The organism is Halomonas sp. ABH4_019, from assembly GCF_056159885.1.
The window spans coordinates 1385595-1405112 of sequence record NZ_JBSWWC010000001.1 but is presented as its reverse complement, the minus strand read 5'-3'; the positions used below and the strand labels follow the sequence as shown (position 1 = coordinate 1405112).

14 protein-coding genes are annotated in these 19518 nt (G+C 70.8%); 7 read left to right on the top strand and 7 right to left on the bottom strand.

Going from position 1 to position 19518, the window contains the following annotated elements:
• The first annotated feature begins 78 nt into the window (after nucleotides 1-78).
• A complete protein-coding gene (gene polA, locus ACXAFN_RS06395) occupies nucleotides 79-2844 on the top strand; it encodes a DNA polymerase I (RefSeq protein WP_474987194.1) in 2766 nt (921 codons plus the stop codon).
• A 71-nt stretch (nucleotides 2845-2915) separates the two neighbouring features.
• Here the strand turns inward: polA and ACXAFN_RS06390 are convergent, their stop codons facing one another.
• A complete protein-coding gene (locus tag ACXAFN_RS06390; RefSeq protein WP_474987192.1) occupies nucleotides 2916-3827 on the bottom strand; it encodes a LysR family transcriptional regulator in 912 nt (303 codons plus the stop codon).
• Between the two features lie 127 nt (nucleotides 3828-3954).
• Between ACXAFN_RS06390 and ACXAFN_RS06385 the strand changes: the two genes are divergently transcribed.
• Genes ACXAFN_RS06385 through ACXAFN_RS06375 form a run of 3 tightly spaced genes read left to right on the top strand, consistent with a single transcriptional unit; the run spans nucleotide 3955 to nucleotide 7492 of the window.
• Nucleotides 3955-5334 (top strand): uracil-xanthine permease family protein, encoded by a 1380-nt coding sequence (locus tag ACXAFN_RS06385; RefSeq protein WP_474987190.1) that lies wholly within the window; start codon nucleotides 3955-3957, stop codon nucleotides 5332-5334.
• A gap of 3 nt (nucleotides 5335-5337) precedes the next feature.
• Nucleotides 5338-6786: an amidohydrolase family protein gene (locus ACXAFN_RS06380; protein ID WP_474987188.1), complete on the top strand. Its 1449-nt coding sequence runs from the start codon at nucleotides 5338-5340 to the stop codon at nucleotides 6784-6786.
• Complete coding sequence (locus tag ACXAFN_RS06375) at nucleotides 6779-7492, top strand: sulfite exporter TauE/SafE family protein (RefSeq protein WP_474987187.1); 714 nt, start codon at nucleotides 6779-6781, stop codon at nucleotides 7490-7492. The genes ACXAFN_RS06380 and ACXAFN_RS06375 overlap by 8 nt, the downstream gene beginning before the upstream one ends.
• 274 nt (nucleotides 7493-7766) lie before the next feature.
• Here the strand turns inward: ACXAFN_RS06375 and ACXAFN_RS06370 are convergent, their stop codons facing one another.
• Nucleotides 7767-8795, bottom strand: a complete 1029-nt coding sequence (locus tag ACXAFN_RS06370) for a Fe(3+) ABC transporter substrate-binding protein (RefSeq protein WP_474987185.1) — start codon at nucleotides 8793-8795, stop codon at nucleotides 7767-7769.
• A 194-nt stretch (nucleotides 8796-8989) separates the two neighbouring features.
• Between ACXAFN_RS06370 and ACXAFN_RS06365 the strand changes: the two genes are divergently transcribed.
• Nucleotides 8990-10108 carry an ABC transporter ATP-binding protein gene (locus ACXAFN_RS06365; RefSeq protein ID WP_474987183.1) on the top strand — a complete coding sequence of 373 codons (1119 nt, stop codon included), beginning with the start codon at nucleotides 8990-8992 and terminating at the stop codon, nucleotides 10106-10108.
• Here ACXAFN_RS06365 and ACXAFN_RS06360 read toward each other — a convergent pair.
• The 4 genes from ACXAFN_RS06360 to dctP all read right to left on the bottom strand — a co-directional run bounded on the left by ACXAFN_RS06360 (nucleotide 10070) and on the right by dctP (nucleotide 14929).
• Nucleotides 10070-11695, bottom strand: a complete 1626-nt coding sequence (locus tag ACXAFN_RS06360) for an ABC transporter permease (RefSeq protein ID WP_474987481.1) — start codon at nucleotides 11693-11695, stop codon at nucleotides 10070-10072. The genes ACXAFN_RS06365 and ACXAFN_RS06360 overlap by 39 nt on opposite strands.
• 219 nt (nucleotides 11696-11914) lie before the next feature.
• On the bottom strand, nucleotides 11915-13243 hold the full coding sequence (locus ACXAFN_RS06355) for a TRAP transporter large permease (RefSeq protein ID WP_474987181.1): 1329 nt from the start codon (nucleotides 13241-13243) through the stop codon (nucleotides 11915-11917).
• Entirely contained in the window at nucleotides 13240-13743 is a 504-nt protein-coding gene (locus ACXAFN_RS06350) for a TRAP transporter small permease subunit (RefSeq protein WP_474987179.1), read from the bottom strand. The genes ACXAFN_RS06355 and ACXAFN_RS06350 overlap by 4 nt, the downstream gene beginning before the upstream one ends.
• 79 nt (nucleotides 13744-13822) lie before the next feature.
• Complete coding sequence (gene dctP / locus ACXAFN_RS06345; RefSeq protein ID WP_394590450.1) at nucleotides 13823-14929, bottom strand: TRAP transporter substrate-binding protein DctP; 1107 nt, start codon at nucleotides 14927-14929, stop codon at nucleotides 13823-13825.
• A gap of 320 nt (nucleotides 14930-15249) precedes the next feature.
• On the opposite strand from dctP, the gene ACXAFN_RS06340 reads away from it, so the two are divergent.
• Complete coding sequence (locus ACXAFN_RS06340) at nucleotides 15250-17436, top strand: tRNA(Met) cytidine acetyltransferase TmcA (RefSeq protein ID WP_474987177.1); 2187 nt, start codon at nucleotides 15250-15252, stop codon at nucleotides 17434-17436.
• Nucleotides 17437-17468: 32 nt separating this feature from the next.
• Nucleotides 17469-18935: an aminoacyl-histidine dipeptidase gene (locus ACXAFN_RS06335; RefSeq protein WP_474987175.1), complete on the top strand. Its 1467-nt coding sequence runs from the start codon at nucleotides 17469-17471 to the stop codon at nucleotides 18933-18935.
• 6 nt (nucleotides 18936-18941) lie between these two features.
• Here ACXAFN_RS06335 and ACXAFN_RS06330 read toward each other — a convergent pair whose 3' ends face one another.
• Nucleotides 18942-19409 carry a hypothetical protein gene (locus ACXAFN_RS06330; protein ID WP_474987173.1) on the bottom strand — a complete coding sequence of 156 codons (468 nt, stop codon included), beginning with the start codon at nucleotides 19407-19409 and terminating at the stop codon, nucleotides 18942-18944.
• Nucleotides 19410-19518 lie beyond the last annotated feature (109 nt).

Below are 19518 nucleotides of genomic sequence, written 5' to 3'. Positions count from 1 at the left end.
GATCAGGGCCGGCGGTTCGCCCGCCGCCGTCGCCCTCGTCACACACTTCATCGCCCAGCCTGCAAGGGATGCCGATTCATGGCCGATACCCCCATCGTTCTCGTCGACGGTTCCTCCTATCTGTACCGCGCCTTCCACGCCCTGCCGCCGCTGACCACCTCGGAGGGGCAGCCCACCGGCGCCATCAAGGGCGTGCTCAACATGCTCAAGCGGCTGATCAAGGACTACCCCGACAGCCCCATGGCGGTGGTGTTCGACGCCCCGGGCAAGACCTTCCGCGACGAGCTCTACGCCGAGTACAAGGCGCAGCGCCCGCCGATGCCGGACGACCTGCGCGCCCAGGTCCAGCCGCTGCACGACTGCGTACGCGCCCTGGGCCTGCCGCTGCTGTGCATCGAAGGCGTGGAGGCCGACGACGTCATCGGCACCCTGGCGCACCATGCCACCCAGGCCGGGCGCGACGCGGTGATCTCCACCGGCGACAAGGACATGGCCCAGCTGGTCAACGCCCACATCACCCTGGTCAACACCATGAAGGACGAGACCCTGGACGAGGCCGGGGTAACCGAGAAGTTCGGCCTGCCGCCGGCGCTGATCATCGACTTCCTGGCGCTGATGGGCGACAAGGTCGACAACATCCCCGGCGTGGCCGGGGTCGGCGAGAAGACCGCCCTGGGGCTGCTGCAGGGCATGGAGGGCGGCCTCGAGACCGTCTATGCCGACCTGGAGAAGGTCAAGACGCTGGGCTTTCGCGGCGCCAAGACGCTGCCCAAGAAGCTCGAGGAGCACCGCGACCAGGCCTTCCTCTCCTACGAGCTCGCCACCATCAAGACCGACTGCGAGCTGCCGGTGGGCCTCGACGACCTGGACATCGCCCACCCCGACCGCGAGGCGCTGCTCGAGCTCTATCGCCGCCTGGAGTTCAAGGCCTGGCTGTCCGAGCTGCTGGAGGGCAAGGACAAGGGCGTCGACGATGTGTCCGGCGGCCGCCAGGCGTCGGCGGAAGAGGGCGATGAAGAGGGCAACCACGGCGGCGAGCGCGAGGACAGCGTGATCCTCGAGCGGGCCGAGCTGGACGCCTGGCTGGCGCGCCTGAACGACGCCGAGGCGTTCTGCTTCGATCTCGAGACCACCAGCCTCGACTACATGGAGGCCGAGATCGTCGGCGTCGGGCTGTCCCTCGAGCCCGGCGAGGCCGCCTATATCCCGCTGGCCCACGACTACCTGGACGCCCCGGCGCAGCTCGACCGCCGCGCCGTACTCGAGGCGCTGACGCCGCTGTGGGCCGACGCCGGCAAGGCCAAGATCGGCCAGAACCTCAAGTACGACATCTCGGTGCTGGCGCGCCACGGCATCGAGGTGGCCGGCGCCCTCGAGGACACCATGCTCGAGTCCTACGTGCTGGATTCCACCGCCACCCGCCACGACATGGATTCGCTGGCGCTCAAGTACCTGGGCGAGAAGACGGTGAGCTTCGAGGAGATCGCCGGCAAGGGGGCCAAGCAGCTGACCTTCAACCAGATTGCCCTGGAGCAGGCCGCGCCCTATGCCTGCGAGGACGTCGACATCACCCTGCGCCTGCACCGCGAGCTGCGCCCCCGGGTCGAGGCCGAGGGCCGCCTGGCCGAGGTGCTCGATACCCTCGAGCGCCCGCTGATCCGGGTGCTGTCGCGCATGGAGCGCGGCGGCGTGGCGCTCGACGCCGAGCGCCTGCACACCCAGAGCCAGGAGCTCGGCCAGCGCATCGGCGAGCTGGAGGAGAAGGCCTATGAGCTCGCCGGGCGCGAGTTCAACCTCGGCTCGCCCAAGCAGCTCGGCCAGATCCTGTTCGAGGAACAGCAGATCCCGGTGATCAAGAAGACCCCCAAGGGCGCGCCCTCCACCGCCGAGGCGGTGCTCGAGGAGCTGGCGCTGGACTACCCGCTGCCCAAGGTGATCATGGAGCATCGCGGCCTCTCCAAGCTGCGCTCCACCTACACCGACAAGCTGCCGCGGCTGGTCAACAAGGCCACCGGCCGGCTGCACACCAGCTACCATCAGGCGGTCACCGCCACCGGGCGGCTGTCGTCCTCCGACCCCAACCTGCAGAACATCCCGATCCGCACCGAGCAGGGGCGCAAGATCCGCCAGGCCTTCGTGGCGCGGCCCGGCTATCGCATCGTCGCCGCCGACTACTCGCAGATCGAGCTGCGCATCATGGCCCATCTCTCCGGCGACAAGGGGCTGCTCGAGGCCTTCGCCGAGGGGCGCGACATCCACGCCGCCACCGCCGCCGAGGTGTTCGGCGTGGGCCTCGACAAGGTCTCCGGCGAGCAGCGCCGCAGCGCCAAGGCGATCAACTTCGGGCTGATCTACGGCATGAGCGCCTGGGGGCTGGGCCGCCAGCTGCACATCGAGCGCAACCAGGCGCAGACCTACATCGACCGCTACTTCGACCGCTATCCCGGCGTGGCACGCTACATGGAGCGGATTCGTTCACAGGCCGCGGAGGATGGCTACGTCGAGACGGTGTTCGGCCGACGCCTGTACCTGCCGGAGATTCACTCCCAGAACCGCGCCCGCCGTCAGGGCGCCGAGCGCACCGCCATCAACGCACCCATGCAGGGCACCGCGGCGGACATCATCAAGCGCGCCATGATCGACGTCGACGGCTGGCTGGCCGAGGGCGACATCGACGCCATGATGGTCATGCAGGTCCACGACGAACTGGTCTTCGAGGTCGCCGAGGACGCCGTCGAGGCCTTCATTCCCGAGGTGAAGCGGCGCATGCAGGCCGCCGCCGCGCTCGACGTGGCGCTGATCGTCGAGGCCGAGAGCGGCGCCAACTGGGACGAGGCGCACTGAGCCAGCCCTGCCGCCCGTGACGAGGCCCGCGGCTCTGACGCGGGCCTCGTCGGTTCGGTGACCTCGGCGACTCAGTCGTGAGGGGCCAGGTCGCGCAGCGCCTGGCTCAGCGATTCCACCAGCACTTCGGCGGCCATCGGCAGCGAGCGCTCGGCGGCGCTGCACAGCACCAGCCGCGCGCCGTCGACGCGCGGGTCGCGCAGCGGGCGGAACACCAGCTCGCCGTGGGCCAGTTCCCGGGCCACGTCGAGGGCGTTGAGGAAGGCCAGGCCGAGCCCCGCCCGGGCCAGCGACTTGATCGCCAGGATGCGGTTGCAGCCGGCCAGCGGGGTCAGCTCCACGTCTGACTGCGCCAGGGCCCGTTCCAGGGTCGAGCCGCGGAACATCTCGGCGTCCGGCAGGATGGCCGGATAGGCGCCGCATTCTGCCAGCCGGACCTCCGAGGCCTGCGCCAGTGGATGAGACGGGGCCATGGCGACGCCGAAGCGCAGCGCCACCGACTCGATGAAGCGAATGCGCCGGGTCGGCGGCGGGTTCATGCAGATGCCGATGTCGGCCTCGCCGGTGGCGACCCGTTCGAGGATCTCCTCGGTCAGCCCGGTGTGCAGCGCGAAGCGGACCCGGGGAAAGCGCTCGCCGAAGCGGCCCAGCAGCTCCGGCAGCACCTGGTCGGTGAGCGACTCGACGGTGGCGATGCGGATCTCGGCGCAGCCGGTGCCGCGGATGTCGCCGAGGGTCTCCAGCAGCTGGCGCTCGTCGCGCTGCCAGCGGCGAATCTGGGCCAGCATCAGTTCCCCCGCCGGCGACAGCCGCAGGCCCCGTGGCAGCCGCTCGAACAGCGGCACCCCCAGTTCGTCCTCCAGCTTGAGGATCTGACGATTCACCGCCGAGGCGGCCACGTGCAGCCGCTCCGCCGCCTTGCGCAGCGAACCCTGGCGGGCGACCTCCTCGAAGTAGCGCAACCCGGTCAGCAGCAGCTGCATGGCCCCTCCCTCGGCGTCGACTGTTGCCATAAAGGCAACGATATGAGCGAAACTTTATTATGGACCGGTACACTCGGCCGGCGCTAGCGTGAAGGGGCCTCCACAACAACAACCGAGGATGTCCCCCATGAGCATTTCCCCCGAGCCCCACGGCTCGCACGAGTCTCCGACGGAGCCGGTCGACCGGCGGCTGCCGCTGCCGTCGATGCTGTTGTTCGGCGTCCAGCACGTGCTGGTGATGGCCGCCGCGCCGATCACCGCCGTCTTCCTGGTCGGCCAGGCGATGGGCTTCGGCGACGAGGTCATGGTCGCGCTGATGAGCGCCACCTTCCTGGTCTGCGGGCTGGGCACGCTGCTGCAGTCCTTCGGCCCCTTCGGCATCGGTGCCCGCCTGCCCTTCGTCCAGGTGCCGGGCGGGGCGCCGCTGGTGATCTTCCTGACCATCGCCCAGGCTACCGACCTGCAGACGGCCACCGGCGCGGTGATCCTCACCGGGGTGTTCTACTTCCTGGCGCTGCCGTTCTTCACCAAGGTGCTGCGGTTCTTCCCGCCGATCGTCATCGGCACCATGCTGCTGCTGGTGGCGATCAACCTGGTGCGCATCTTCGGCGGACTGATCACCGGCCGCGAGGGCTCGCCGGAGTTCGCCAACCTGACCAGCATCGCCCTGGCGCTGGCGACCATGGCCGCCATCGTGCTGTGCGCCCGGCTGTTCCGCGGCGTGCTGCAGCGCATCGCGGTGATGCTGGGGCTGCTGATCGGCGCCACCCTGGCCGCGGTATGCGGGGTCATGGAGTTCGATGGCGTGCTGTCCGGCCCGGTGGTGGCCCTGCCGTCGCTGTTCCCCTTCGGCTGGCCCAAGTTCGACCTGTTCGCCTCGCTGCCGCTGATCATCTTCAGCGTGGTATCGATGACCGAGGCCACCGGCCAGACCCTGGCCACCGCCGAGATCGTCGAGAAGCGCGGCGATGCCCGCGCCCTGGTGCCGCGCAATATCCGCGCCGATGCCCTGGGCTCGCTGCTCGGCGGCTGCTTCGGCACTTCGCTGATCATCACCAGCGGCGAGAACATCGGCATCGTGCGGGCCACCGGGGTGCGCTCGCGCTACGTCACCGTCGCCGCCGGGCTGATCCTGGTGCTGCTCGGCCTGTTCGCGCCGCTCGGCCGGCTGGCGTCGCTGCTGCCCACCGCCGTGGTGGCGGGCACCGCGGTGATCGTGTTCGCCATCATCGGCGTGATGGGCATCAACATCCTGCGCCGGGTCGACTTCGACGAGCACGGCAACATGTTCACCCTGGCCTCGGCGCTGGCCATGGGGCTGCTGCCGATCCTGGTGCCCGGCTTCTACAGCGCCTTCCCTCAACACCTGCAGATCCTGCTCGGCAACGGCCTGGCCATGGGCACCCTGACCGCCGTGCTGGTCAACCTGCTGTTCCATCACCTCGGCCGCCGGCACGACGCTCCCGCGGGCGCGGGGCTGCCCCGTCAAGAGATCAAAGGAAAGTAACCCATGTCGCCGACCCCGTATTCCCCCGACCCGCTGGCCCCGGCCGACTTCACCGCCGAGACGCTGCTGCTGCTGCCCGAGGAGGTGCTGCTGGAGGAGGGCTGCGTGCGCGATCGGGCGGTGCTGGTGGCCGATGGCCGCTTCGCCGAGATCGGCGAGCGCCGCGACATGCTGGCCCGCCACCCCGAGCTCGCGCCCATCGAGCTGCCCGGCAAGCTGCTGATGCCCGGCTTCGTCGACACCCATCATCATCTGACCCAGTCGCTCGGCAAGTCGCTGGTGTTCGGCGAGCCCTCGGAGATCTTCAAGCGCATCTGGGTGCCGCTGGAGGGCAGTCTGGACGAGCGCCTGGTGCGGCTCTCCGCCCGGCTCGCCGCCCTGGAGGCGCTGCGCGGCGGCTTCACCACCGCGGTGGATGCCGGCACCCGTGCCGCCGCGGAGCTCGACGGCATCGCCGACGCCGCCGAGCAGAGCGGACTGCGCTGCGTGCTGGGCTACATCTGCAACGACCTGGGCGGCAGCCCGCGGGACGGCGCGGCGATCCGCCGCGACGCCGAGCGCCACCTGGCGCGCTGGTCGGGCCACGGCCTGGTGCATCCCTCGCTGGCGGTGTCGATCCCCGAGGTGGCCAGCGACGCCATGCTTCACGACGCCGCGGCGCTGTGCGCTGAGGGCGGGGCCATCTTCCAGACTCACGTCAACGAGCACCTGCAGGCCGTCGAGCGCTCGCTGGTGGCGCGTCGCCAGCGGCCGCTGGAGCACCTCCACGCCGCCGGCGCCCTGGGGCCGCAGACCCTGGTCGCCCACGCCACCCTGGTGACGCCAGGGGAACTCAAGGTACTGGGCGACACCGGCACCGCGGTGGCCTTCAACCCGGTGGCCAGCAGTTGGAAGGGCAATGCTGTGGCGCCGGCGCTGCACATGGCCGCCCAGGGCATCCGCTTCGGGCTCGGCAGCGACGGCACGCGCAGCGATGCCTTCCGCCTGCTCGACGCCGCCGAGACCAGCCAGCGCCTGGCCTTCGGGCTGGCCAGCGGCGACTCCTCCTGCGGCGGCGGCTGGCTGTGGCTCGACCACGCCACCCGCGCCGGCGCCGATGCGGCGGGGCTCGCCGGCGTCACCGGGGCGATCGCCCCGGGGCTGGCCGCCGACTTCCTGCTGGTGGATATCGAGGTGCCCGAGATGACGCCGTCCTGGGACCGGCCCTGGGAGCTGGTGCGCTACGCCAACCGCGACCAGATCGAGGCGGTATTCACCAACGGCCGGCTGCGGTTGTGGCAGGGCTGGCCGGTGGACTGGGACGCCCGCGCGCTGCTCGCCGAGGTGCGCGAGGCGGCCGGTGCCGCGGTGGCCAACGCGCCGATCCAGCGGGTGCACCCGACCTCGGCGGCCCATCGCCAGCGAGTCATGGCGACGCGGTCGGGCGCGGAGGCGCGGGGGCGCCATGAGTGATCCCGTCGTCTACGCCGTCCTGGCCGTGGCCACGGCTGTCGCCGCCTTCATGCAGGGCGCGATCGGCATCGGCTTCGCGCTGATCGTCGCCCCGGTGATGGGGCTGCTGCGACCGGACCTGCTGCCGGTGGCGCTGCTGGTGCTGATGCTGCCGCTCAACCTCTACGTGGCGCTGCGCGAGCGGGAGGCCATCGACTGGCGGGGCAGCGCCTGGATCGGGGTGGGGCGCCTGCCGGGGACCTTCCTGGGGCTGTGGATCCTGGTGGTGATGAGCACCAACGGGCTCAACCAGTTGATCGGCGCCTCGACGGTGCTGGCCGTGCTGGCGGCGCTGTTCGCGCCGGTGTTCCGGCCCAGGGCGGGGGCCTGCGTGTCGGTGGGGCTGATCACCGGGGTGACCGAGACCGCCACCGGCGTCGGGGGGCCGCCGCTGGCGCTGCTCTACCAGCATCGCCCCGGGCCGGAGCTGCGCTCGACCATTGCCTGCTGCTTCCTGATCGGCGAGCTGGTGTCGCTGGTGATCCTGGCCTCGGCCGGCAAGGTCGGCGCGGAGCAGCTGCGCTGGGCACTCTACCTGCTGCCGCCGCTGCTGGTCGGCAGCGTGGCCAGCCGGGTCATGCACCAGCGCCTCGATGCCCGCCGGCTGCGCCAGGGGGTGCTGCTGTTCGCGCTGGTGTCGGGGGTGGCGCTGATGATCCCCCACTAGTGTCCTGTATCGGAGGTTGACTGTAGAATTCTGGCGGCCCTTTGCGCCGCCATGCCGCGTTGCCACTCCTCGCCATAGCGCTGCTATGCCTCGTCGCGGCGCCTTGCCTGGCGACCCAATGCGCTCGCCATCTCTTCAACGAACCTCCGAAACAGGACACTAGCGTCCGAAAAGTGCTTGCGCTCGCCCATACGGTGTTTCGGCGATCCGGCAACGAACGAATGGGGCCCGCGGCATTGCCGCGGGCCCCTTGTTGTCGGTGTCCGGTGACGTCTTACCGCCAGCCGACCCGGTCGAAGGTCTTGATGGCGTCCGGGTTGTTCTCGCCGAGCACGCTGACGTTCAGCGCATCGCGCTTGAAGTCGCCCCAGGAGGCCAGCACCTCGTCGATGTCCACGCCGTCGACCACCGGGAACTCGTGGTTGCCGGAGGCGAAGATCGCCTGGGCCTCGTCGGAGGCCAGGAATTCCAGGAAGCGCACGGCGTTCTCCGGATGCGGGGCGCCCTCGACCATGCCGGCGCCGCCGACGTTGACGTGGGCACCACGGCCGTCCTGGTTGGGGAACAGGATCTCGACCTTCTCGGCCGCCTCGCGGTCGGCCGCATTATCGGAATCGAGCAGGCGCACGTAATAGTAGTGGTTGGCGACCGCCACGTCGCACTCGCCGCTGGCCACGCCGAGGATCTGGTCGGTGTCGCCGCCTTCCGGGTCGCGGGCCATGTTGTCGACCACGCCCTGGGCCCATTGCTCGGCGCCTTCCTCGCCATGGTGGGCGATCATCGAGGCCAGCAGCGACTGGTTGTAGATGTTGTTCGAGGAGCGGATGCAGACCTCGCCCGCGAGGCGTGGGTCGGCCAGGTCCTCGTAGGTGGCCGGTGCGTCGCCGTCGAATGCCTCGGGGTTGTAGAAGATGGCCCGCACGCGCTGGCTGAAGCCGAACCACTTGCCCTCGGGATGGCGCATGGCCTCGGGCAGGCGCTCGGCCAGCACCTCGGAGTCGACGCTGGCGAAGATCCCTTCCTGCTCGGCGCGCCACAGGCGGCCGGCGTCTACGGTCATCATCACGTCGGCGGGGCTGGCCTGGCCCTCGCGCTCGATGCGCTGGATCAGCTGGTCGGAGCCGCCCTCGAGGACATTGACCTCGATGCCGGTGGCCTCGGTGAAGGCATCGTAGAGCGCCTGGTCGGAGTCGTAATGGCGCGCCGAGTAGATGTTCACTTCCTCCGCCATGGCGGGGGAGGCGATGGCCGCGCCGGCCAGCAGGGCGGCGAGGGGCGTGACGAGTCGGCTGTGCTGGGGCATCGGTGACCTCGTGGGCAGGGGGATCGACGATGATCCCGAATGATAATACGTTGCATTATTCGACCGACATTGAAGCGCCTGGGCGTGATGGCGTCAACTGATGGCGTCGCCGCGACGAAACGGCGACGAAAAGACGAAGGTTTCGCGTTACCATGAAGATCCCGCTATCCCTCGGCTGAGTCGATTCCTTGCCCATGACCCATCACGCCCCGCTCGCCGCCGCCCGAGACGTCGCACCGGAGTCGGCTCCGGTGCTCGCCATGCATCGCATCCGCCACGCCTACGGTCATCACCTGGCGGTGGAGGACGTCGGCCTGGAGGTGCACCCGGGCGAGGTGGTCTGCCTGCTTGGCCCCTCGGGCTGCGGCAAGACCACCCTGCTGCGTATCGTCGCCGGGCTCGAGGTGCTCCAGCGGGGAGAGGTGGATCTCGACGGCCGCCCTGTCGGGCGCCCCGGCCGGCCCCATGTGCCGCCGGAGAAGCGCAACGTCGGCCTGGCCTTCCAGGACTCGGCGCTGTTCCCGCACCTCTCGGTGTTGCAGAACGTGACCTTCGGCCTCGAGGCGCTGCCCGTCCGGGAGCGCCGCCGGCGCGCCCTGGAGCTGCTCGACCAGCTGGGCATGGGGCGCTTCGCGGAGAGTTACCCGCACATGCTGTCCGGCGGCCAGCAGCAGCGGGTGGCCCTGGCCCGGGCGCTGGCCCCGGCGCCCCGGCTGATGCTGCTCGACGAGCCGTTCTCGAGCCTGGACGCCCGGCTGCGCGACCGCATCCGCGACGACACCCTGCACGTGCTGAAGAGGGTCGGCGCCGGGGCCCTGCTGGTGACTCACGATCCGGAAGAGGCGATGTTCATGGCCGACCGCATCGCGCTGATGCGCGACGGCCACATCGTGCAGATGGGCACCCCGAGAGAGCTCTACTGCGCGCCGACCGACCCCTTCGTGGTGACCTTCTTCGGCGAGGTCAACGAGCTCGAGGGCCGGGTGCGCGAGGGTCGCGTCGATACGCCGGTGGGCGAGGTGATGGCCCATGGCCTGGAGGAGGGTGCCCGGGCGCGGGTGATGATCCGCCCCGAGGCGCTGCGCGTGGTGGCGCTGGAGGAGGCGCCCACGGACCATCACAGCCACGTGATCATGGCCAAGCTGCTGGGCCGCACCAGCCTGCTGCACATCTGCGCCCACGGCGGCGATGGCCGCGAGTCGCACCTGCACGCCCGGGTGCCCGGGGTCTTCCTGCCCGAGGAGGGCCAGCCGGTCACGATCCGGCTGGATCCGTCACAGGTGTTCGTCTTCCCCGCGGCTCCCGGGGCGTGAGCGGCGCATCGCCAGGCTAAGCAGGATCACCGGGATGATGCCCACCGCGACGATGGTCAGCGAGGCGGTGGAGGCCTCGGCCAGGCGCTCGTCGGCGGCCAGGTTGTGGGCGCGCACCGCCAGGGTGTCGAAATCGAAGGGGCGCAGGATGATGGTCGCCGGCAGCTCCTTCATCACGTCGACGAACACCAGGATGCCGGCGGCCAGCAGGCTGCCGCGCATGATCGGCGTATGCACCTTGCGCAACGTGCCGCCGGCGGTCTGGCCCAGGGTGCGGGCGGCCGCGTCCATGCTCGGTGTCACCTTGCCGAGGCTCGCCTCCAGGGCGTTGAACGACACCGCCAGGAAGCGCACCACGTAGGCGTAGATCAGGATGAAGGCCGAGCCGCTGAAGATCAGCCCGGCGATCACCCCGTAGTGGGCCTTCAGGAAGCCGTTCAGGGTGTCGTCCAGCCAGGCGAAGGGAATCAGGATGCCCACCGCCACCACCGAGCCGGGCACCGCATAGCCCATGGCCGCCACCCGGGTGGCGGTGCGCGTCAGCGGCCCCGGATTCAGCCGCGCCCCGTAGCTCAGCACCAGCGCCAGCCCCACCGCGACCAGCGCCGCCACGGCCGCCAGCACCAGGCTGTTGCCGGCGAACTCCAGAAAGCGGGCGCCGAACAGCGAATCCCCGCCCTGGATCGACAGGTAGCCGAGCAGCCCGCTGGGAATCAGGAAGCCGACCAGCACCGGCGCCAGACAGGCCAGGGTCGCGGCGGCGGCGCGCAGGCCGCCGAGGCGGAACTCCGGCAGCTGCTGGTAGCGGCCGGTGGTGTGGAAGTAGCGCCGCTTGCCTCGCGAGGCGCGCTCGAGCAGCACGAAGACGATCACGAAGGCCAGCAGGCAGGCCGCCAGCTGGGCGGCGGCGACCTGCTCGCCCATGCCGAACCAGGTGCGGTAGATGCCGGTGGTGAAGGTGTCGACGCCGAAATACTGCACCGCGCCGAACTCGTTGAGGGTCTCCATCAATGCCAGCGACACGCCGCCGACGATGGCCGGGCGTGCCAGCGGGATGGCGATGCTGGTGAACAGCCGCCAGGGGCCCCGGCCCAGGGTGCGGCCCACGTCCAGCACGCACACCGACTGTTCGAGGAAGCTGGCCCGGGCCAGCATGTAGACGTAGGGGTAGAGCACCAGGGTGATCAGGGTCGCCGCCCCGCCCAGCGAGCGGATGTCGGGAAACCAGTAGTCGCCGCGCTCCCAGCCGAAGGCCTCGCGCAAGGCGCTCTGCAGCGGCCCGGCATACTGCAGGAAGTCGGTATAGGCATAGGCGATCACGTAGGTCGGCACCGCCAGCGGCAGCAGCAGGGCCCACTCGAACAGCCGGCGGCCGGGGAAGCGGCACATCACCACCAGCCAGGCGGTGCCGGTGCCGATCACGAAGGTGCCGAGCCCCACCGTGACGACTAGGAACAGGGTGTTGGCCATATAGCGGCCCAGCACGGTGCTGGCCAGATGCTGCCAGACGCCGCCGGCGGGCATGACGATATGGGCCAGCACGGTGAGCACCGGCAGCGCCACGACGGCGGCGATGAGCAGGGTCAGGACGCTCCAGGCATCGAGGTGCCGTGTCAGCCGGCGAACGGGCGCGGCGGGCCGATGGCCGAGGGGGCTGGACACGCGGGTTCTCCTTCCGGTGGGGGCCGATACGCTTGCCAGAGGCGATGGCCTGGCGGGCAAGCATGGTATCAGCTGCCCGGGAAGGCTGCACCGACACGCGCCGCCGCCCGCGGTGGGGCGGGCGGCGGCGCGGCGGGGCGAGACTCAGTAGCCGACGAGCAGCGCGGGCAAGCCGGTGACCAGGGCCGGGAAGAAGGCCATCAGCAGGCAGGCCAGCACGATCAGCGCGCAGAAGGGAATCACCGCCCGGTAGAGATCCAGGGTCTCGACCTCCGGCGGCGCCACCCCCTTGAGATAGAACAGCGCATAGCCGAACGGCGGGGTGAGGAAGGAGGTCTGCAGCACCACCGCCACCATCACCACGAACCACAGCACGTCTACGCCCATGCTCTCCACGATGGGCAGCATGATCGGGAAGCTGAGCAGCACGATGCCGGTCCAGTCCAGGAACATGCCCAGGATGAACACCAGGAAGAACATCAGGATCAGGGCGCCGGTGGTGCCGCCGGGCATGGCCATGACGACCTCGCTGATGACCTCCATGCCGCCGCCGATCGAGAACACGCCGGTGAAGGCGGTGGCGCCGACCAGCACCAGCATCACCATGGTGGTGGTCTTGCTGGCCTCGATCAGGGTGCGGTAGCAGGTGGAGGGCCGGCGGTCGCCGAAGATCAGGAACAGCACGAAGGCGATGGCCACGCCGATCGCCGAGGCCTCGGTGGCGGTGGCGATGCCGGCGAACAGCGACCCCAGCACCCCCAGGATCAGCGCCATCGGCGGCAGCACGTACTTGCCGAGCATGACCAGCAGCTCGCCGGTGGAGACCTCGGCCCGCTCCTCGGCGGGCACCGGCGGGCCGTAGCCGGGCTTGAGGTGGCAGATCGCCAGCACATATAGGGCGTACATCGCGCCGAGCAGCAGGCCGGGCACCAGGGCGCCGGCGAACAGCGCCCCCACCGATACCGGCGAGTAGCTGGCCATCAGGATCAGCATGATGCTGGGCGGAATCAGGATGCCCAGGCAGCCGCTGGCCATGATCACCCCGGTGCTGAGCTCCTTGTTGTAGTGGTACTTGAGCATCGGCACCAGGGCGATCATGCCCATCACCGCGATGGAGGCGCCGACGATGCCGGTGGTGGCGGCCAGCAGCACCGAGACCACCACCACCGTCAGGGCCAGGCCGCCGCGCAGGTTGGCCAGCAGCAGGCGCATCGACTCGAACATCTTCTCGGTGACCCCGGAGTCGTTGAGGAAGCGGGCCATGAGGATGAACAGCGGAATGGCCACCAGGACGTAGTTGTCCATGGCGTTGCCGTAGATGTTGTTGATCAGGATGCCCAGGGTGCTGGCGCCCGGGCCCAGCCAGGCACCGAGCACCGCGGTGCCGCCGAGCACGAAGGCCAGCGGATGGCCCATGAACAGCCCGACCAGCAGGCCGCCGAACATGAACAGGGTGAGCAGTTCTGCGCTCATGCGGCGTTCTCCTTGTGCAGGGCCTGCACGGCGCGGATCACCACCGCGACGGCCTGGAGCAGCAGCAGCACGGCGGTGACGATGATCACCGCCTTCACCGGATAGACCGGGAGGGCCACCATGCCGTAGGTGGTCTCGCCGCGGCTGAAGGAACGGTAGAAGAAGTCCCAGCCGAGGCTGAGCAGCATCCAGATGAAGGGGACGAAGAAGATCAGGTAGCCGAGCAGCTCGATGGCGGCCTGGCGGCGCCGCGACAGCAGGCGCTTGAGCACGTCGACCTCCACGTGGGCGTGATGGCGCAGTCCGAAGGCCGCCATCAGCATGAAATGGGCGCCGAACAGCATCTTGGTAACGTCGAAGGCCCAGTCGCTGGGGCGGCCGACGAAGAAGCGCATGGCGATGTCATAGATCACGATGATCGTGATCACGGCGAGCAGGGGCGCGATGAGACGCCCGAAGGCCTCGTTGAGGGCGTCGATGGCCCTGGCAATGGCATTCATGGTCGACATTTCCGAGTGCGGACGGACAGGGAGAGGCGTCGGGCTCGCCGGGGCATGGTGCCCCGGCGACGTGGCCCGGTCACTGGTTCATGCAGGCCTCGATGTCCTCCAGGGAGGGCAGGTTGTCGGTCACCCGGCTCATGTTGAAGGGCACCGAGATGTCACGCCAGTTGGCGTAGTGCTCCATGTAGCTGATCATGGAGTGGTAGACCTTGGCGTGCATGGGGTCCTCGCAGGCACCCTGCACGATCACCTCGTTGGTGATCTCCTGGATCTGCGCCAGGTCTTCCTCGGAGAGCTGGTTGATCTCGGTGCCGTCGTCGAGGAACTTCACCGTGCCCTCGGTGGACTCGCGCTCGGACCAGGCCAGCGACCAGGCCATGGTGGCCTCGGCGGCGATCTTCAGCTTCTCCTGGGTCTCCTCGGAGAGGGCGTCCCAGGCGTCCTGGTTGATCATCACCCCGAACACGCTGGCGGACTGGTGCCAGCCCGGCACCGACCAGTAGTCGGCGACCTCGGAGAAGCCGGCCTTGTAGTCCACGCCCGGGGTCGAGAACTCGGCGCCGTCGACCACGCCGCGCTCGATGGCCTGGTAGATCTCGCCGCCGGCCAGGGTCACCTGGGAGCCGCCGAGCTGCTCCAGCACCCGGCCCTGGTCGCGCCCGGAGAGGCGCAGGCGCTTGCCTTCCAGGTCGGCGATGCTCTCGATGGGGGTGCCGCCGCGGAAGCCGGATTCGTTGTTGGTGATGCCATAGGGCAGGTAGACCATGTTGTACTGGCCGTAGACCTCCTGATAGAGCTCCCAGCCGCCCCACTCCATGATCCAGTTCAGGTAGTCGACGCCGTTGAACAGGCTGGTGGTGGTGGCCAGGGGCGAGAAGGCGGAGCTGCGTCCGGCCCAGTAGCCGGGCCAGTCGCCGGCGGCCTGGATGCTGCCGGTCTCGGTGGCGTCGAAGACCTGGGTGCCGGGCATCAGGGTGCCGCCGGCGCGGAAGTTGATCGTCAGCTCGTCACCGGCCAGCTGGTTGACCAGCTCGACCCAGTGGCGGTCGATCTGGATCAGGTCCAGGTTGTCCGGCCAGGTGGTGGTCATGGTCCAGGATTCCTGGGCCTGGGCGGTGGTGGCCAGGCTGGCCAGGGCGATGCCGGCGGCGAGTCCGGTGAGGGCGAAGCGGGTCTGTTTCATCGCGATTCTCTCCTGCGGTTTGTTCTGATTGTGGAGATGGGTGACGAACGTGATGCAGTGCAAAAATTCTGGCCTCCCCGCCCGGCGAGGCGGCCGTTGCCTCAACCTAGCATGGGCCTCGTGGCGGGTTCGACGGTCGCCGATCGTCTAAGCCAGGGCGCCTGTGGCCGGCTCTCATCACTCGGGGGAAGAGGAAAAGCCTTGAATTTCAAATGTATAAAACAAGAGTATGACCGGCATGTTGCACTGCCGAAGTGCGGCCGGGCGTTGAAACGACACCGAATCCTTAGACCAAAGTTCAGCAATTGAAGGGGATGCTCATGAACGCCGGGGTGCCCGATGACCTCCTGGCCTGCCGGGCCCGCCTGGGGGAACGCCGCTGGCGAGGCCTGGTATGGCTGACGGGGGAGGCCGGAGACGCCGCCCGGCGCGCCCTGGCGCTGTGGCACGCCTGGCCCGGCGAGGCGCCGCTGTGGGTCGCCCCCGAACCTCCGGCGGGCCTGGACGAGGCCGCCTGGCTGCCCGCCGCCAAGGCGCGCACCCGGCTCGGCGGCGAGCACGACCTGATCGTCTTCGACGCGGTCTCGCCCGGGGCGGGCTTCGACCCCGACGCCTTCGGTGCGCTCTCGGGCACCCTGCGCGCCGGCGGGCTGCTGGTGCTGCTGACGCCCGCGGAGTGGGGCGCGCGTCCCGACGCCGACTATGCGCGCCTCGCCGCCCATCCCTGGCCCGCCGAGGCGCTGTCGGCACACTATCTGGCCCGCCTCGGCCACCTGCTGGCCGGATCGCCGTGGGCGATCCGCTGGCCCGCCGAGGGCGCGCTCGCGATACCCGACTGGCCCGAGGTCGCGCCCGCCGCCTCGCCCCCCGACGATCGCGACTGCCTGACTCGCGACCAGGCCGAGGCGGTGGCGCGGCTAGTCCGGCTGCGCCGCCGCCGGCCGCTGGTGCTCACCGCGGATCGTGGGCGCGGCAAGACGGCGGCGCTCGGCATCGCCTGCGCCCGGCTGCTGGACCGGGGCGAGCGAGGGCGTGGCAGGGAAGGCGAGACCGAGATCCTGGTGACCGCCCCGCGCCCGGCGGCGGTGGCCGGCCTCTTCGAGCGGCTCGCCGCGCTGCGGCCCGAGGGGCGGCGCCACGGCAACCGCTTCGAGGAGGCCGGCGGGCGAGTGGTCTTCCTGGCGCCGGACGAGCTCAGCGCCCGGGTCGAGCGCCTCGAGGCCGGCGGCGCCGGGGCCTGGTTGCTGGTCGACGAGGCCGCGGCGATTCCCGCCGGATTGCTCGGCCAGTGGCTCGCGGCCTTTCCGCGCATCGCCTTCGCCACGACGGTGCACGGCTACGAGGGCGCCGGCCGCGGCTTCGCGCTGCGTTTTCGCGAGCGACTCGAGCGTCTGACCCCCGAATGGCGCGAGTTTCACCTGGCCGCCCCGATCCGCTGGGCCCCGGACGACCCCCTGGAGGCGCTCACCGCGCGGCTGCTGATGCTCGACGCCGAGCCGGCGCCGCCCGACGGCGCGCGGGCCGCGTGGCGGCTCGAGGCGCCAGGCGAGCTGGCCCGGGACGAGCCGCGCCTGCGGGCGCTGTTCGGGCTGCTGGTTCAGGCTCACTACCGCACCACTCCGAGCGACCTGCGGCGCCTGCTGGACGGCCCCGATACGCGGCTCACCACTCTCGGTAACGACGCTGGCCCCCAGGCGGTCGTGGTCAGCGCCGACGAGGGCGGCTTCGATGCCGCCCTGGCGGAGCGGGTGGCGCGGGGCGAGCGCCGGCCCCGCGGCCACCTGATGGCCCAGTCGCTGGCCGCCCACGCCGGCGCACGGGAGGCGCTGAGCGGTCGGCTGCGCCGGGTGCTGCGCATCGCCGTGCACCCGGCGTTGCGTCGCCAGGGGCTCGGCCGGCGGTTACTAGACGCCGAGCGGGAGGCGGCGCGCGAGGCGGGCATCGCGCTGCTGGGGGCGAGCTTCGGCGCCGAACCGGGCCTGCTGGCGTTCTGGCAGGCTCAGGGCTTTCGCGCGGTGCGCCTGGGGCTGACCCGCGAGGCGGCCACCGGCGAGCATGCCTTGATGGTGGTCGCGCCGGCGGCCGAAGGCGGCGAGGCGCTGGCCGAGGGCCTGGCGGACCGCTTCCAGGCCCTGCTGCCGTCGCTGCTGGCCTTCGAGCTGCGCGAGCTGGACCCGGCGGTGGCGCTGGCGCTGCTGGCCGAGGCTCCCCCTCGGCCGCTGGACGACGCGGCGCTGCGCGACCTCACAGACGTGGCCCACGGCCACCGCGAGCCGGCCCTGGCGCGGCCCGCGGTGCAGGCGCTGGTCCTCGACGCCGCGCGGCGGGGCGAGCGCGACGAGGCGCTGGCGCTGCTCGCCGCCTGGGCCTTCCAGGGCCGCGGCACGGCCTGGCTGGCGGCGCGCCTCGGGCTCGCCGGGGGCAAGGCGGTGGACGCCTGGCGCCGCGATCAGGTCGCCCGCTGGCTGGGCTCGGGGCCGCTTTCCTCGGGCCGGGCCGAGGGGTAGAGTGCCCGGGTCAACCGCGAGACAGACAGACCATGAACGCACATCTCGAGCGGCTCTCGCCGCAGCCGCTGTGGCGGCACTTCCGTACCCTGTGCAACACGCCGCGTCCCTCCGGGCACGAGGCCGCCCTGGTGGCGGCCCTGGAGGCCTGGGCCGACGAACGCGGCCTGGCCCACGACCGTGACGCCTACGGCAACCTGCGGCTGCGCAAGCCGGCGTCGCCGGGCCACGAAGGCGCGCCGGGGGTCGTCCTGCAGGGCCATCTCGACATGGTCGCCCAGGCCAATGCCGACCACCCCCACGACTTCACCCGCGACCCCATCGACACCCATGTCCAGGACGGCTGGCTCCACGCCCGCCATACCACCCTGGGCGCCGACAATGGCCTGGGCGTGGCGGCGGCGCTGGCCATCCTCGAGGACGACACCCTGAGCCACGGTCCCCTGGAGGCGTTGTTCACCCTCGAGGAGGAATCCTCCATGGGCGGGGCGCTGAACCTGGCCGAGGGCTGGCTGGAGGGGCGCCTGCTGCTCAACCTGGACTCCGAGGACCGCGGCCAGGTCTACATCGGCTGCGCCGGCGGCGCCGACGTGGTGGTCGACGCCCAGTTGCCCACCTCGTCGCTGGCCGAGGGCGAAGTGACGGCGCGCCTGTCCCTGACCGGCCTGCGCGGTGGCCACTCCGGCATCGACATCGACAAGGGCCGCGGCAACGCCAACCGCCTGTTGGTGCGTGTGCTGCGCGATCTGGAGGCCTGCGACGCCCGCCTGGTCGACTACCGTGGCGGCACCCTGCGCAATGCCCTGCCGCGGGAGGCCTTCGCCACCCTGGCGCTGCCCGCCGAGGCCTTCGAGGCCGCCCGCGCGAGACTGACGGGCCTGGCGTCGACGATGCGCGTCGAACTGGCCGGCGTCGACGACGGGCTGGCGCTGGCCCTCGAGCGGGTGCCGGCCCCCGAGGGCGAGGCCCTGACCCGGGACGCCAGTCGTCTGCTGGTCGCCGCCCTGCATGCCGCGCCCTGCGGCGTCGAACGCATGAGCGTCGCGGTGCCCGGCGTGGTGGAGACCTCCAACAACCTGGGGGTGGTCAGCCTCGAGCGGGGACGCTTCCATCTCTGCGCCCTGGTGCGCTCGCTGCGCGACAGCGCCGTCGAGGACCTCGCCGACCGTTTCCGCGCGCTGTTCGAGCTGATCGGTGCCCGTATCCGGGTCGAGGGAGCCTATCCGGGCTGGGCGCCGGAGCCGGACAGTGCGCTGCTGGCCCGCTTCCGCGCCCTGCACGCGGCGCGGCTGGGCGTCGATCCCGAGGTCAAGGTGATCCATGCCGGCCTGGAATGTGGGATCCTCGGCGCCAAGTACCCGGACATGGCGATGATCTCCTTCGGGCCGCTGATTCGCGGCGCCCACTCGCCGGACGAGCGGGTCGAGCTGGCCTCGGTGGAGGAGTTCTGGGGGCTTCTCCGGGCGCTGATCGAGGACCTGGCGGCGCCGGCGAGCTGATCCGGCTCAGGGCCAGTCCCGCGATGGCCGGAGGAGCCGCGGCGGCCCGCCCCGGTGGACGTCTTCCCGCTGGAGTAGGGGCCAATGCCGAGACTCGCCGTGGCGCCCGCGCCGGTGGTGCTCGAAGCGCCGGCGATCGTGCCGATCGAAGCGCCACCGATCGTGCCGGTCGAGGCGCAGGTAGGGCGAGACGATGATCACCGGGGAGGCTACCCCCGGCGGAGCCGGCACGACATGCGCAGAGGCCGACTCGGGGTGGGTGCGGTAGACGCCGGGGGCGTGGCGGTGATCCGTGCCGTTGCCGTAGTGGGCCGGACCGTGCTGGTGCACCGGCCCGCTGCCGAAGGTCACGGGGCCGTGGCGATGGGGGGCGGCACTCGTTGTCATCGCGGCCAGGCCGATGGCCAGGCCGATGGCCAGGCCCAGCGTCAGGAGCGGGACCGCCAGGCGGGCGGTCGGCCGGTATCGAAGCATGATGACCTCCTCGGCGGGCGGGGCGCCGCCCGGCGTTGGCTGGCTTCTAGTATAGTGGCGTTGGCCCCGGTCTTGTGGCCGCTATCGGGCGACGTGGGCGGTCGCCACA